This window comes from Pseudomonas frederiksbergensis, assembly GCF_900105495.1.
In the GTDB taxonomy this organism is placed as follows: Bacteria; Pseudomonadota; Gammaproteobacteria; order Pseudomonadales; family Pseudomonadaceae; genus Aquipseudomonas; species Aquipseudomonas frederiksbergensis.
The window spans coordinates 3,854,287-3,867,838 of record NZ_FNTF01000002.1 but is presented as its reverse complement, the minus strand read 5'-3'; the positions used below and the strand labels follow the sequence as shown (position 1 = coordinate 3,867,838).

General features: G+C 60.6%; 14 protein-coding genes. 9 read left to right on the top strand and 5 right to left on the bottom strand.

Features of this window, described 5'->3' with window-relative positions; genetic code table 11:
- Positions 1-21: 21 nt before the first annotated feature.
- The 4 genes from BLW70_RS18345 to BLW70_RS18330 form a co-directional block, all read right to left on the bottom strand.
- The gene (locus BLW70_RS18345; protein ID WP_074876270.1) at positions 22-600 is read right to left on the bottom strand and encodes a hypothetical protein; all 579 of its coding nucleotides are present in this window, start codon (positions 598-600) and stop codon (positions 22-24) included.
- Between the two features lies 1 nt (position 601).
- Positions 602-2,770 carry a xanthine dehydrogenase family protein molybdopterin-binding subunit gene (locus BLW70_RS18340; RefSeq protein ID WP_074876268.1) on the bottom strand — a complete coding sequence of 723 codons (2,169 nt, stop codon included), beginning with the start codon at positions 2,768-2,770 and terminating at the stop codon, positions 602-604.
- A gap of 25 nt (positions 2,771-2,795) precedes the next feature.
- Positions 2,796-3,251, bottom strand: a complete 456-nt coding sequence (locus tag BLW70_RS18335; RefSeq protein WP_074876266.1) for a (2Fe-2S)-binding protein — start codon at positions 3,249-3,251, stop codon at positions 2,796-2,798.
- 166 nt (positions 3,252-3,417) lie between these two features.
- Positions 3,418-4,776, bottom strand: a complete 1,359-nt coding sequence (locus BLW70_RS18330) for an XAC2610-related protein (protein ID WP_074876264.1) — start codon at positions 4,774-4,776, stop codon at positions 3,418-3,420.
- Positions 4,777-4,957: 181 nt separating this feature from the next.
- Between BLW70_RS18330 and BLW70_RS18325 the strand changes: the two genes are divergently transcribed.
- Entirely contained in the window at positions 4,958-5,461 is a 504-nt protein-coding gene (locus BLW70_RS18325; RefSeq protein ID WP_074876262.1) for a VOC family protein, read from the top strand.
- Between the two features lie 34 nt (positions 5,462-5,495).
- A complete protein-coding gene (locus tag BLW70_RS18320) occupies positions 5,496-6,329 on the top strand; it encodes a helix-turn-helix transcriptional regulator (protein WP_074876260.1) in 834 nt (277 codons plus the stop codon).
- 29 nt (positions 6,330-6,358) lie between these two features.
- Here the strand turns inward: BLW70_RS18320 and BLW70_RS18315 are convergent, their stop codons facing one another.
- Entirely contained in the window at positions 6,359-6,946 is a 588-nt protein-coding gene (locus tag BLW70_RS18315) for a LysE family translocator (RefSeq protein ID WP_074876258.1), read from the bottom strand.
- 258 nt (positions 6,947-7,204) lie between these two features.
- On the opposite strand from BLW70_RS18315, the gene BLW70_RS18310 reads away from it, so the two are divergent.
- The 7 genes from BLW70_RS18310 to BLW70_RS18280 all read left to right on the top strand — a co-directional run bounded on the left by BLW70_RS18310 (position 7,205) and on the right by BLW70_RS18280 (position 13,480).
- Positions 7,205-8,782 (top strand): phospholipase D family protein, encoded by a 1,578-nt coding sequence (locus tag BLW70_RS18310; protein WP_074876256.1) that lies wholly within the window; start codon positions 7,205-7,207, stop codon positions 8,780-8,782.
- A 131-nt stretch (positions 8,783-8,913) separates the two neighbouring features.
- Positions 8,914-9,996 carry a bifunctional transcriptional activator/DNA repair enzyme AdaA gene (locus tag BLW70_RS18305; protein ID WP_074880666.1) on the top strand — a complete coding sequence of 361 codons (1,083 nt, stop codon included), beginning with the start codon at positions 8,914-8,916 and terminating at the stop codon, positions 9,994-9,996.
- 42 nt (positions 9,997-10,038) lie between these two features.
- Complete coding sequence (locus BLW70_RS18300) at positions 10,039-10,842, top strand: isocitrate lyase/PEP mutase family protein (protein ID WP_074876254.1); 804 nt, start codon at positions 10,039-10,041, stop codon at positions 10,840-10,842.
- Positions 10,843-10,845: 3 nt separating this feature from the next.
- Entirely contained in the window at positions 10,846-11,463 is a 618-nt protein-coding gene (locus BLW70_RS18295) for a DNA-3-methyladenine glycosylase family protein (protein WP_074876252.1), read from the top strand.
- A 188-nt stretch (positions 11,464-11,651) separates the two neighbouring features.
- Complete coding sequence (locus BLW70_RS18290) at positions 11,652-12,056, top strand: PaaI family thioesterase (RefSeq protein ID WP_074876250.1); 405 nt, start codon at positions 11,652-11,654, stop codon at positions 12,054-12,056.
- A 46-nt stretch (positions 12,057-12,102) separates the two neighbouring features.
- Entirely contained in the window at positions 12,103-12,591 is a 489-nt protein-coding gene (locus BLW70_RS18285; protein WP_074876248.1) for a GFA family protein, read from the top strand.
- Positions 12,592-12,691: 100 nt separating this feature from the next.
- The gene (locus tag BLW70_RS18280) at positions 12,692-13,480 is read left to right on the top strand and encodes a MipA/OmpV family protein (RefSeq protein ID WP_074876246.1); all 789 of its coding nucleotides are present in this window, start codon (positions 12,692-12,694) and stop codon (positions 13,478-13,480) included.
- Positions 13,481-13,552 lie beyond the last annotated feature (72 nt).

The following is a 13,552-nucleotide window of genomic DNA, read 5'->3' as shown; positions in this document are numbered from 1 at the left end:
TCCCTGTTAACGGACCGCCGGTCAGCTACCCGCGACCGGACATGGCCCTCCTGCATCAGCCCAAAGCTTGAACTGGGTGACGAAAATGTCGTGCGGCACCGGTACCGGCGCCCTTCCATATCCTGGATTCCAGCCCCAGAGCACCAGTTTGTCTTCGCTGACATGTTTGATCAGCGCAGCGAAATCGCGGTCACCGTTGCTCGAACGGTCCTTGATCATTGCGCACAATTTATCGGTTGGCAGACCGATCCAGGCCATTTTGTGCGCGGCTGGCGGCAAGCTCCAGTGCGGCGCCCCTGGCGGTGCGTTTGCGCCGTAACTGGCCGGCGGATTGCGCTCGGCGTGACAGGTCGCGCAGGGCAAACCCGCCGCGCCCTTGCCGTCCATGCCCCGCACGACGTTCATGGCGTGAGGGATCCCGGCGTCAAACTGCAATGGCGAATCGCCGGGGATATGGCAATTCTGACAGCGCGGGCTCTGGAAGACCTGTTGCACGGTATCGAACGCCTTGATCGCTTCCTTATTGTCAGCGAACAAGTCCTCGGCGTAGCCGACCAGGCCGATCAACACCACTGCGCCAAGCATCAGATGTCGTCTCATCTCACACCCCCGACAGCTGCAACGGCAATTCCCGCAAGCGCTGGCCGGTCAGGGCGAACACCGCGTTGGCCACTGCCGGCGCCGTGGGCGGCACACCGGCCTCACCGATGCCACCGGGTTTGTCGCTGCTGGGCACGATATGCACCTCCACCACCGGCATTTCGTTGAGCCGCAGCACTTGATAGTCGTGGTAATTGGATTGCACCACTTGCCCGTTCTTGAAGGTCAACTTGCTGTGCAAGGTAAACCCGAGGCCGAAGGTGATGGCCGATTCCATTTGCGCCGCGATGCTCATCGGGTTGACCGCAATGCCGCAATCCACCGCACACACCACCCGATGCACACGGATCGCCAGGTTGTCCTGGGACACCTCGGCCACCTGGGCGACGTAGCTGCCGAACGACTCATGCACCGCAACACCCAATGCATGGCCGGCCGGCAGTGGCGCCTTCCAGTTGGCTTTCTCGACGGCCAGGTTCAGCACGCCAAGATGCCGCGGATGGTCCTTGAGCAAGGTTCGCCGGTACTCCACCGGGTCCTTGCCGGCCGCTTCTGCCAGTTCGTCGATCAGCGACTCCATCACGAACGCGGTGTGGGTGTGCCCCACCGAGCGCAGCCAGAGCACGCGGATGCCGGTTTGCGGCGAATGCAGTTCAACCTGGTGATTCGCCAATCCCTCAAGGTACGGACTGTCGGCAACCCCTTCGACAGAGGTCTTGTCGATGCCATTCTTGACCATCGTCGCCTCGAACGAGGTGCCCGCCATGATCGACTGCCCGACCATCACATGCTTCCAGGCGATCGGCAGGCCGCCCGCATCGAGCCCGACGCGCGCCTGATGGAGGAACGCGGAGCGGTAGTAGCCGCCGCGAATGTCATCCTCCCGGGACCAGACGGTTTTCACCGGTGCGCCCGCAGCCTTGGCAACTTCCACGGCTTCAGCGACAAAGTCCGAGGTCGGATTGGCCCGGCGACCGAATCCGCCGCCGAGGAACTCGGTGTGAATCTCCACCTGCTCGGGTTTGAGCCCGGTGATTTTCCCGGCGACCATTTGATCCAGGGTCTGGAACTGGGTGCCGGTCCAGATTTCGCATTTGTCTTTGCTGATTTTTACTGTGCAGTTGAGCGGCTCCATCGGCGCGTGGGCCAGGTACGGCACGCTGTATTCGACATCGATGGTCTTCGCCGCTTTACCCAGACCCGCCGCAACATCCCCCGCCTGACTGGCCGAAGCGCCAGGGGTGGCGGCGAGTTTGCGGAAGCTGTCCAGCAGCGTTTGACTGTCGAGCCCGGTGTTCGGCCCCAGGTCCCAATCGACCTTCAATGCATCGCGCCCCAGCTTCGCCGCCCAGTAATGATCGGCAATCACCGCCGCCCCGGTGGGCACCTGCACCACTTTGTGTACGCCCGGAATCGACAGCGCTTCGGCGCCTTCGAAGGATTTGACAGTGCCACCGAACACCGGCGAGCGCGCGACCATGGCGGTCATCAGCCCGTCGAACTGCACGTCCATGCCGAACTTGGCGCGGCCGGTGATTTTCTCCGGGGTGTCCAGGCGCTTGGTCGGTTTGCCGATGATTTTCCAGTCCTTGGGCTCCTTGAGCTTGATCGACGCCGGATCCGGCACCGGCAGCTTGCCGGCGTCATCGGCCAGTTCGCCGTAGGTGGCGCGTTGGTCGCCGGCAATCACCACACCCGATTCGGTGCGAATCGCGGAGGGTGCGACGTTGAAGCGTTTGGCCGCCGCCTCAATCAACATCAAACGCGCTGCGGCTCCGGCCTGCCGGTAGCGGTCGAACTCCATCCAGGTCGAGGTCGAACCACCGGTGATCTGCATACCGCCAAACCCAGCCAGACCATATTCGGCGGCCGAAGCGGGTGCATGTACGACGCGGATCTTCGACCAGTCGGCGTCCAGTTCTTCGGCGATCAACATGGTCAGGCCGGTCCAGATGCCCTGGCCCATTTCCGAATGGCCGAGCAGTATGGTGACGCTGTTGTCATTGCCGATCCGTAGAAACGCATTGGGCGCAAAAACATTACCCTGATTCTCCGCGCCGATCGCAAAGCGATGGCCACCGGGGATAACAAACGCCACCACCAGACCACCGCCCAGCACCGCGCTGCCCTTGAGGAAACCGCGGCGTGACAGAGGATTGAGGCTGTTCATTGTTCGGACTCCCTTCGACGTGGCATCAACCGATTTCTGCGGCGCGTTTGACCGCTGCACGGATCCTTGGGTAGGTGCCGCAGCGGCAGATGTTGCCGGAGAGCGCCTGATCGATGTCGCTGTCGGTGGGTTTGGGAATTTTCGCCAGCAACGCGGCGGCCGACATGATCTGCCCTGACTGGCAGTAGCCGCATTGCACCACATCGAGTTCGGCCCAGGCTTGCTGCACCGGGTGCGAACCGTCGCTGGACAGGCCTTCGATGGTGAGGATTTTTTGCCCATGGGCCACAGCTGTGGCGGGGGTGACGCAGGAGCGCAGCGGCGCGCCGTCGACGTGCACGGTGCAAGCGCCGCACTGGGCCATGCCGCAACCGAATTTGGTGCCGGTCAGGTGCGCGACATCGCGCAGTACCCACAGCAGCGGCATGTCTGCGGGGACATCCAGCGCCTGGTCCTTGCCATTGATGTTGAGGGTCAGCATTGCGAATTTCCTCAGATTCACGGTGTTCTGAACGGGCTCTCTCGGGGCTGCGCCGTTACGCCCTTTGCAGGAGCAGCGTTATCCTTTCAGCTAAGCGCAAATTACCGGGCGAGACGGGTTCATCGACCACCGGTCACACAAAGAAGACCGAGGTAACCCGACGACATCAAGGTTGTTTCACATAAGCCGCGCTGTACTTCTGATACTCACCAAAACCGGTCACTTCTGCGGCGCCGTTCAGCAATTGCAGGCGAAACAGCGGGTCGCCCTCGGGGTTCAGTGCAATAACAAGATTGCCGGCGAGCAACGGGTACTGATGACGGATTTCGACGGGCGGATCCTTGAGTTGAAAAATGCTCAGGGTGACGTCCGCCATCTCCGGGCCGTTGTCGATTGCCGGCAATACTTTGACGGTCAATTCGCCGACGCGCTGATCCTGGACATTGCTCACGAGGTAGCGCCCTTCTCGCTGACTGTCTGCAACCGGCTCGAGTTTTTGCGCAGCAACCTTGAACGCAGTCGGTCTCAAATTGATGCTTAATTGCCGCGAGCCGTTGATCCACGTGCCGGTCTGGCTGCCCTGCTCGTTCGGCGTGCCTTCGACGAACCAGTTGCCGATCATCTGACCGTCGTCGCCCAGTTCACGCAGAACGATTCCACCATCTTCGTAGGTATTGCCCACCAGCCGGATCGGTTTGCCGCTGCCCGTCTTGCTGTAGCGGACTTCCCCGACGTAGACATCCCCCTGACGTTGCCACCACAGTTCAACGGGGATCTTGTCATCGAGGGTGCCGCGCAACATGACAGGCGCTTCACCGATGGGCCCTTCGAGGCGACGACGCTCAGTCCACTGGCCGGACTTCAGTTCACGATCGGTGACGTCCACATAGCCATTAGGCATGAACGGGTTGGCTTCGGAGGGTTTTTGCTCCACCTGTGTTTTCTCGGCCACCTTTACAGGACGGTTGTCCTGTATTTGCCAGGTCGCGCTCTGGTGCCAGCAGCAACCGCTTTTGGACTGGGTGTGCAGGCTTTTGGTAACCGGGTCGATCTCGAACATGCCAAGGTGTTCGTCACGGGTCAGAGCGGAAAAGGATGGACTCAACAGCAGCGTCCGGCTCTGGGGATCGAACAGGTAGATGTCATAGGAAGGACCGCCATAGCCCGCATCATTGCCATTGCGTACGGCAAGATCTTGTTGGCCGTCGAAATTGAAATCGCCGAACAACAGCAGACTTTGATCGGCATACGCCAGGTTGCGGTCGAACTCCGAAGCTTTGCGGCCTGGCTTGAACAGGGCGAACGCTTCGGCTGACTCGATACGCTGCAGCACCTGCCCGCCGGCCCTTTTGCGCAAGGTGATCAGCGCAGGGGCGCCGTCGAAAGTCTGGGTGGGCGGCTGAGCGAACAGCACGTCAATGACGTATTTCTTCGCGGGATCCGTGAGGTGATACGTCACCGGCCCGGCGCTTACAGCACCGGCAGCCAGCAGACAGGAAACAGCCAGTAAACGAGAGGCAACCATGGCGCAGAGCTTCCTTGCGGCAATCAGGTCGGCAAGTCTAGCGGCTATCGGGTCATCCCGACATTGTTGATTCCGTCGCCAAAGCAAACTCTTTCAACTTGTCGATCTACGGTACGGCCAGACCACCCGAGGCTGACTACGCTGAAAGTCCAGCCTGAGTAATCCGAAGAGGAGCTGCGCCATGCACCGCGTTCAAAAACTCACGCCCTGCCTGTGGTTCGACGATCAAGCCGAGGAGGCCGCGAAGTTCTACTGTGCGATCTTCGATCATTCGAAAATCAGTGCCATTACCCACTACGGTAAGGCCGGTCAGGAGATACATGGCAGGCCCGAAGGCTCGGTGATGACGGTTAGTTTCGAACTGGACGGACAGAGTTTTACCGGCCTCAACGGCGGCCCCCTGTTCAAGTTCAATGAAGCGGTTTCATTCCAGGTCAATTGCCATACTCAGGAAGAAGTCGACCACTTCTGGGGGCGTCTGTCCGCGGGCGGGCCCGTTGAGGCTCAGCAATGCGGCTGGCTCAAGGATAAATTCGGCGTGTCGTGGCAGATCGTTCCGGTGGCCCTGACGGACATGATGAAAGACCCCGACACGGCAAAATCCCAACGCGCCATGACGGCACTGTTGCAGATGAAAAAACTCGATATCGCTGCACTGCAACGAGCCTTTGACGGCGAGAGCTAATACACTTCGCGCTGACCTGCCGAGGACGCTGACCATGAAGCCCGCCGTTGCCAAAGATGCCGACAAAGCCCCGCGCTTCTGGCGCGACGACGCCCTGCCCTTCATCGAAGCCCGTTCCATCGCCGACGGCCGCGAGGTCTGCTACACCCGGCATTCTCACGAGCACTTTTCCATTGGTGCAATCACGGCCGGGTGCAGTACCTATCTCCATGAACAATCGGAATGTCAGGTCAGTGCCGGCACCGTGGTGCTGATGAATCCCGGTGATGTCCACGCCTGCAATCCCCTCGATGACCAACCGTGGTCGTACCTGATGCTGTACGTCGAGACACCCTGGCTGACCGATTTGCAGCATCAGCTCGGTTTCAGCCCGGACTTGGCGTTCCGCCGGTTTTCCATCACTCACGTGGACGACGCCGATCTGTTTGCCGGGCTCAAGGGTTTGTACGACGTGCTGGTCGATGATCAGCACGACATCCTGCGCAAGCACAGCGCCGCGGTGGAGTTTTTCACCGATGTACAGCAGCGCCTCAACCCCGGTGATCAGCCTCTGCGCGAGCCCAATTTCAAACTGGAGCGGGCCGCCGAGTACATCCGCGACAACTTCACGCAATTGCTCAAGCTCGAAGATATTTGCGCGGCGGCTCAGTTGTCGCCTTCCTACCTCATCCGCGCGTTCAAGCAGCATTACGGCATGACGCCCCACGCGTTTGTACTCAACCAGCGAATCCAGTTCGCCCGGGAGCGGTTGCGTCGCGGTAAATTGATTGCCGATGTGGCACTTGAAGCAGGGTTTGCCGATCAGGCGCACTTTCAACGGGTTTTTAAACAGCATCTGGCGGCGACGCCGGGGCAATACCGGAGTTGACATCAGCCGTCACCCCCAAAGGGCAACGCTTAAGCCCGGATCAAATATCCCGCGCATACCACCAAGAGCAACGCCATGCTTCGGTTAAACAACCGCATGCCTTTGGCGTTGCTCAAATACCCGCGCAAAAACGTCCCGGCGTAGACCCAACAGCCGACGGACAGGTAGCAAATCACCAGATACACCGCCGCAAACTGCCAGACCAGCCGCGCCTCGCCATCTGCCACAAAAGCGCCCATACCGGCCACACAGGCCAGCCAGGCTTTCGGGTTGAGCCATTGCATGGCGGCGCCATACAGCATCGAGGGTGTCCGGCCCGATTCCTTCGCATCCAGATCTCCCTTGTCGGCAGCCAACTTGAAGGCCATGTACAACAGGAACGCCACGCCCGCCCATTGCACCCCCTGCGTCAACGCTGGCCAGCGCTGCAACACTTCGTGCAGCCCTAACCCCATCAACACCAACAACACGACGAAACCCAGCGTCGCCCCGGCGACATGCCGTTGACTGGCGCGAAAACCAAACTGCGCGCCGCAACTCAACGCCACGATGTTCACTGGCCCTGGCGTTATCGAGGCCACCAGGGCAAATGCCGCCATCGAGATAATCAGACTCATCACAGACCTTCTTCAATTCAGTTGAACAAGGCCCCAAGGTAAAGAGCCACCTGAGGGCTGTATTGAACAAAACGCCCCTCGGTTGACCCTGTGCTGCAATTGCCTGCGGATGAACTACGCTGCCAAAACAACCCCGCAGATTGAAGAAGCGGTGCGCAAAGCCGGTGCGGCAGCGATAAAACCACTGGCGCATACCGACTGACCTTTCTTCGGCGTCCGGCGTCCATATGCTAACCGCTACCACCCGGAATACGCTCCGTGAGAATCAGACAGCCCCTGCTTGCTTTTCTGTTACTCGCCTCGCTGTTTGGTGGCTGTACGACCATTAATGTCCCTCGCGAACCCAGTCAGGCCCTGCCGGCAATCCATTCGGCGTTCGGCCGTTCGATTCAGGCGCAGGCAGTCCCCCATCAGGGCCGATCGGGCTTTCGCTTGCTCTCCGACAGCGCCGAAGCTTTCACCGCCCGCGCCGAGCTAATTCGCAACGCCCAAAGCAGCCTGGATTTGCAGTACTACATCGTCCACGACGGCATCAGCACACGGGTACTGGTGAGCGAACTGCTCGACGCCGCCGACCGCGGAGTACGGGTGCGGATTCTGCTCGACGACACCACCAGCGATGATCTGGACTGGATCATCGCGACCCTCGCCGTCCATCCGAAGATTCAAATCCGCGTGTTCAATCCGCTGCACCTGGGCCGCAGCACCGTCGTGACACGGACGATGGGCCGGTTGCTCAACCTGTCGCAGCAACACCGGCGCATGCACAACAAACTGTGGGTAGCGGACAACAGCGCGGCCATCGTTGGCGGGCGCAACCTGGGGGACGAGTATTTCGATGCCGAGCCTAACCGCAATTTCACCGACATCGATTTGCTCGGCATCGGCCCGGTCGCCGAACAGTTGGGGCATAGCTTCGACCAGTACTGGAACAGCGCCCTGAGCAAGCCGATCGATCAATTCATCTCGAGTAAACCGACAGCCCGAGACCTGGAAAACACCCGGACCCGGCTGAACGAGTCTCTGGAGCAAACGCGCAAAGAGAATCACGCGCTGTACCAGCAGTTGAAGACCTACACCACTCACCCGCGTCTGAACGTCTGGCGCCGGGAGCTGGTCTGGGCATGGAACCAGGCGCTGTGGGACGCACCGAGCAAGGTGCTGTCCAAGGGCGAGCCTGACCCGCACCTGTTGCTGGCCACCCAGTTGGCGCCCGAGCTGAATGGCGTCAGCAAGGAACTGATCATGGTCTCGGCCTACATCGTGCCCGGCCAACCGGGGCTGGTGTACCTGACGGATCGCGCCGATGCCGGCGTGTCGATCAGCTTGCTGACCAACTCACTGGAAGCCACGGATGTACCGGCGACGCACGGTGGTTACGCGCCTTATCGCAAAACCTTGCTGGAGCATGGCGTGCAGCTGTTCGAATTGCGCCGTCAGCCCGACGGCAATGGCAACGGTGGCAGTGGGCCGCGCCCGTTCAACAAGGGGTCATCATCCAATAGCTCCGACTCCAGCCTGCACAGCAAGACAATGATTTTCGACCAGCAGAAAGCCTTCATCGGATCGTTCAATTTCGACTCGCGCTCATTACTGTGGAACACCGAAGTCGGGGTGTTGGTGGACAATCCGGAGCTCGCCAGTCGGGTTCGCGCACTGGCGCTGGAAGGTATGGCGCCAGCGCTCAGCTATCAGGTCCGGCTGGAAAAGGGTCAGATCGTCTGGGTCACCGAAGATGACGGCAAACAGCGCACATTGACCAAGGAACCGGGGAGTTGGTGGCGACACTTCAACTCATGGTTCACCAGCATGATCGGCCTGGAGAAGTTGCTATAGCTTGAATTGGTTCTTTACGGGACTCGGAAAACACACTGCACCTGGACTGTTCAGCGGGTGCGAAACGACGGCTGGAATTCTCTGTCGATTTTCCGGTGGAGGCGCTGGGCGACGCGGCTTATGCTCAGCCCATGAACCTACAAAACACTTTGCTTCCGCCCCACGCCGAGATGGTTCGTGCCATGCTCGAACGAGACACCGCCTATGAGGGGGTGTTCTTTACCGCGGTCAAAACCACCGGCATCTTCTGTCGCCCCAGTTGCACGGCGCGCAAGCCGAAACCGGAGAACGTCGAGTTCTTCGCCCATGCCGATGAGTGCATGTCGGCCGGCTACCGCGCCTGTCTGCGTTGCAAACCACTGGACGCGGCGGCCATTGCACCGGATTGGGTGCAGCAGTTGCTCAAATCGGTGGATGCCGACCCCGAGCAGCGCTGGACCGATGCCCAACTGTTGGCCGAGGGCATCGAACCACTGAAGCTGCGCCGCTGGTTCAAGCAGCATTTCGGCATGACCTTTCACGCCTGGCTGCGCACCCGACGCCTCGGCATGGCGTTGGGCGGAATCAAACAGGGCGACTCCATCGACAATGCCGCGTTCGGTTCGGGCTATGAGTCCCTGAGCGGGTTTCGCGATGCGTTTCAAAAGTCCTTCAACATCACGCCCGGCCGCGCCGGCAACAGCGAACCACTGCTGTTCACGCGCCTGACCACACCGCTGGGGCCGATGATCGCCATGGCCGAACGACGCGGGCTGGTGCTGCTGGAGTTTCTTGACCGACCAGCGCTGACCAAGGAAGTGGAAGAACTGCAGAATCGGTACGGCTACGCGGTTGCGCCAGGACATAACGCGCATTTGCAGCAGATTGAAGCCGAACTGACCGAGTATTTCGCCGGCAAACTGACTGACTTCAACGTTCCACTACACTTGCCTGGCAGCGATTTCGCCCGACAGGTCTGGGCCGAACTGGCGAAGATCCCGTACGGCCAGACCAGCACCTACGGCGCCATTGCGGCGCTATTGGGCAAACCCGGCGCCAGTCGCGCCGTGGGCGTGGCCAACGGGCATAACCGTCTCTCGATTGTCGTGCCCTGTCACCGGGTGATCGGCGCTGACGGCTCGCTGACCGGCTATGGTGGAGGACAACCGCGCAAGGCGTTCCTGCTCAGGCTGGAAAAAGCAGCGGTGCAGATCACGCAACAGCTCGCATTCTGATCATTTGCAGGTTTCTCAAAAAGTCATAAGGAAGGACATTCGATGGACACGTCATTTCACCAACTGCACCACGACGGCTTGCTGATCCTCACCAATGTCGCCGATGCCACCGGGGCGCGCATCGTGGAGCAACTGGGCTGTAAAGCCGTCGCCACCAGCAGCGCGGCAGTCGCCTGGGCTCACGGTTATCCGGACGGCAACGCCCTGCCCCTCGAGCGCCTGGTATCGACCGTCGAGTCCATCGCCCGGGTGATCTCGGTGCCGTTGACCGTGGACATCGAGGCCGGTTATTCCGATGACCTGACACGGGTGGCCGAAGTCATTGGGGCGGTAATTGCCGCCGGGGCCGTCGGGATCAACATCGAGGACGGCGCTTCCCCGCCCGAGCTGTTGATGCGCAAGATCGAAATCGCTCGGCAGGTTGCCGAACGTCGCGGCGTGAAGCTATTCATCAACGCCCGAACCGATGTGTACCTCAAGAGCCTGGTGCCCGCCGAAGATCGCGTGGCCGAGACGCTCAAGCGCGCCGCGTTGTATCAGGCGGCCGGTGCCGATGGTTTGTTCGCGGCTGGCGTCACGGCTGAGTACGAAATCGCCGCGCTGTGCCAGGGCACTCGGTTGCCGTTGAACGTGCTCGGGCTCCCCGGCTTGCCTTCGCCTGACGAGCTGAAGGCCCTCGGCGTACGCCGTTTGAGCGCGGGGTCACGCATCGCCGAGTTTCTGTATGGCGCCATGAGTGCACTGGCCAAGAGCTTTCTGGAAACGGGGACACTCGACAGCCGTGAGCTGAAGGCCTTCACCTATGGCGAAGTGAACGCCCTGTTGGCGCCGTCCGGGAAAGCCTGACCCATGCCCGACGCCTACCTGCCCGCCACCGAGTTTCTATCGTCCATCGATGACGACTGGCGCCGCCACATTGCCGCCATCGGCCCTTGCCTGCACCAGCCCCATGCGGCACGCGATCCTTATGAGTCGCTGGTGCGGGCGATTGCCTATCAGCAGCTGCATGCGAAGGCCGGGGATGCGATTGTCGGTCGATTGATCGCGTTGTTTGGGACGGGTGTGTTCCCGAGGCCTGAGCAGATTATCGCGACCGGGTTCGATCAACTGCGCAGTTGCGGCTTTTCCGCCAGCAAGATCGCAACCATTCAGGGCATTGCCCAAGCGGCGCTGGACGGTGTGGTGCCAGATTACGCTGAGGCAATGGCGATGGCGGATGAAGCGCTGATCGAGCGATTGATTACCTTGCGCGGGGTTGGGCGCTGGACGGTTGAGATGTTGCTGATCTACAGCCTGGAGCGGCCGGATATTTTGCCCGCCGATGACTTTGGAGTGCGGGAGGGATATCGCCGGCTCAAGGGGCTGGAGGTGCAGCCGACGCGCAAGCAGATGATTGAGATCGGGTTGGCGTGGAGCCCTTATCGGACGGTGGCTTCCTGGTATTTGTGGCGGATGACCGGCAAGTAGACCGCGTTATCGTTCTTCGCGAGCAAGCCCGCTCCCACAAGGGGAATGCATTTCAATGTGGGAGCGGGCTTGCTCGCGAAGAGGCCGGACCATTCACCACAAATCCAACTACCCATCACCCTCCCTTATCCGCCATGACTTCTCCTCAAACCCGGCGCATGTTGATCCCTCAACCGGAGGGATTCGCCATGCTCAACGCACTCAAACAGATCAACTCAACCTCAGCCTTCAATCGCTGGGCCGGTTTCGAAGTCACTCGCGCCGAGAGCGGCGAAGCCGAGCTCACGATGGCTTTTCGCGAGAGCGATATGGCGCAGTACGCAGGCTTCCTGCACGCCGGACTGATCGGCGCGCTGCTCGACACCGCCTGCGGATTCGCAGCCGGAACGGTCGCCGGCAATGTGCTGGCCTCACATTTCTCAGTGAACTGCCTGGCACCCGCCATCGGCGAAGTGTTCATCGCTCAGGGGCGGGTGGTAAAGGCCGGCAAGAAACAAGTGTTCGCCCGCGCCGAGTTGTTCGCGCAAACCGGCGATCAGCTGAAACTGGTGGCGACCGGCGACGCGATTCTCGTACCGGTCGAGGGGCGCTGAGGGTCTAGGCTGTCTTGGGAACGTTGCAGATTTGACGGAGGTTCCCATGCAGCTCGAAGGTTCCTGCCATTGCGGCGCGGTGTCGTTCAGTTTGACCAGCGCCCACCCCTACCCGTATCAGCGTTGCTATTGCTCGATCTGTCGCAAGACTCAGGGCGGTGGCGGCTACGCGATCAATATTGCCGGTGATGCCAATAGCCTGAAAGTGCGAGGGCGCAAACACGTTGCGATTTACCGTGCGCGGCTCAAGGATGAAGGCCAGAAGCGCGCCCACCGCAGCAGCCTGGAGCGACATTTCTGCACGACCTGCGGCTCGGGCTTATGGATATTCAGCCCCGAGTGGCCAGAGCTGATTCACCCGTTTGCCTCTGCCATCGACACCCCGCTGCCGGTGCCACCGGAGCACACCCACTTGATGCTCGGTTCAAAGGCGCCTTGGGTCGAGGCACAGGTGCAGCCTGGCGACAAACAGTTCGATATTTTTCCCGAAGAATCCATCGCCGAATGGCATGAGCGCCTGGGTTTGAACCGCTAAACCGGTTCACAGTCTTTGACAGTTTCCCGACAAAGCTGTCAAAGATTGCCGCCCGGCAGCCGCCTAGCATGGGCGCATCCAAATTTCCTCGGGTGCTCCCATGTTTCGCTCGCTATCCCTGTCGTTGACTTCGCTGTGCCTGCTCATTCCCGTTGACTCTTTGCAAGCTGAAGACTGGCGCTACACCTTGCGGGCCGGGGCCGCCAGCGTGCCCCGTTACAGCGGCAGTGACGAACGTGTGGTGGCGCCGCTGTTGGGCGCTGAAATCCTCAGCCCTTACGGATTCTTCCTGGACACTGAAAAGGGTCTGGGCTGGGCGTTCGACGAGGAAGATTTCGGCCTCAGCGTGTACATCGGCGCCAGTGATGTGCGCAAGGATCGCAAGACCGGGTTCAAAGGTTCGGATGAGCTCAACGGCATGGGCTCGATCAAGTCACGCCCGGCGCTGGGGCTCGACGGGACTTACCACATGGGGCCGATTATCCTCGGTGCGAGCTTTGAGCATGCCTTGGAAAAGGACGACGACGATCATGACACCGGCTCGGCGTGGAACCGGTTGAAACTGAGCATCAGCGCACCATTTTATGAAGGTGAGCATGGCAAGGTCGTCGGCAGCCTCAACAGCCAGTTTGGTGACAGTCATTACGTGCGCACCTGGTACGGCGTCAGCGATGCCCAAGCGTCGCGCAGTCAGTTCAGGGCTTATGACACACATGGCGGGCTGGTGAGTCGCGGCGCGGATGTGACCTGGACATTACCCGTCAATGGGCAGTGGCGTGTTTCGACGGTGCTGGCGGTGCAGTATCTGGCGAACGATGCGGCGGACAGTCCGATTGTTGAGCAGCGGATGCAGACATCGTTGGCTGGCCAGGTTGCGTACACCTTTTGACGATGCGGTGTTGCAGATGGCCTCTTCGCGGGCAAGCCCGCTCCCACATTTGGAATGCATTCCCCTGTGGGA

What these genes read in the sequence shown, in the direction of transcription:
- BLW70_RS18280 (WP_074876246.1), top strand. Translation starts at nt 12,692, where the DNA reads ATGTTTCGCTCGCTATCCCTGTCGTTGACTTCGCTGTGCCTGCTCATT.
- BLW70_RS18305 (WP_074880666.1), top strand. Translation starts at nt 8,914, where the DNA reads ATGAACCTACAAAACACTTTGCTTCCGCCCCACGCCGAGATGGTTCGT.
- BLW70_RS18335 (WP_074876266.1), bottom strand. Translation starts at nt 3,251, where the DNA reads ATGCTGACCCTCAACATCAATGGCAAGGACCAGGCGCTGGATGTCCCC.
- BLW70_RS18285 (WP_074876248.1), top strand. Translation starts at nt 12,103, where the DNA reads ATGCAGCTCGAAGGTTCCTGCCATTGCGGCGCGGTGTCGTTCAGTTTG.
- BLW70_RS18330 (WP_074876264.1), bottom strand. Translation starts at nt 4,776, where the DNA reads ATGGTTGCCTCTCGTTTACTGGCTGTTTCCTGTCTGCTGGCTGCCGGT.
- BLW70_RS18295 (WP_074876252.1), top strand. Translation starts at nt 10,846, where the DNA reads ATGCCCGACGCCTACCTGCCCGCCACCGAGTTTCTATCGTCCATCGAT.
- BLW70_RS18340 (WP_074876268.1), bottom strand. Translation starts at nt 2,770, where the DNA reads ATGAACAGCCTCAATCCTCTGTCACGCCGCGGTTTCCTCAAGGGCAGC.
- BLW70_RS18300 (WP_074876254.1), top strand. Translation starts at nt 10,039, where the DNA reads ATGGACACGTCATTTCACCAACTGCACCACGACGGCTTGCTGATCCTC.
- BLW70_RS18315 (WP_074876258.1), bottom strand. Translation starts at nt 6,946, where the DNA reads ATGAGTCTGATTATCTCGATGGCGGCATTTGCCCTGGTGGCCTCGATA.
- BLW70_RS18290 (WP_074876250.1), top strand. Translation starts at nt 11,652, where the DNA reads ATGCTCAACGCACTCAAACAGATCAACTCAACCTCAGCCTTCAATCGC.
- BLW70_RS18325 (WP_074876262.1), top strand. Translation starts at nt 4,958, where the DNA reads ATGCACCGCGTTCAAAAACTCACGCCCTGCCTGTGGTTCGACGATCAA.
- BLW70_RS18345 (WP_074876270.1), bottom strand. Translation starts at nt 600, where the DNA reads ATGAGACGACATCTGATGCTTGGCGCAGTGGTGTTGATCGGCCTGGTC.
- BLW70_RS18320 (WP_074876260.1), top strand. Translation starts at nt 5,496, where the DNA reads ATGAAGCCCGCCGTTGCCAAAGATGCCGACAAAGCCCCGCGCTTCTGG.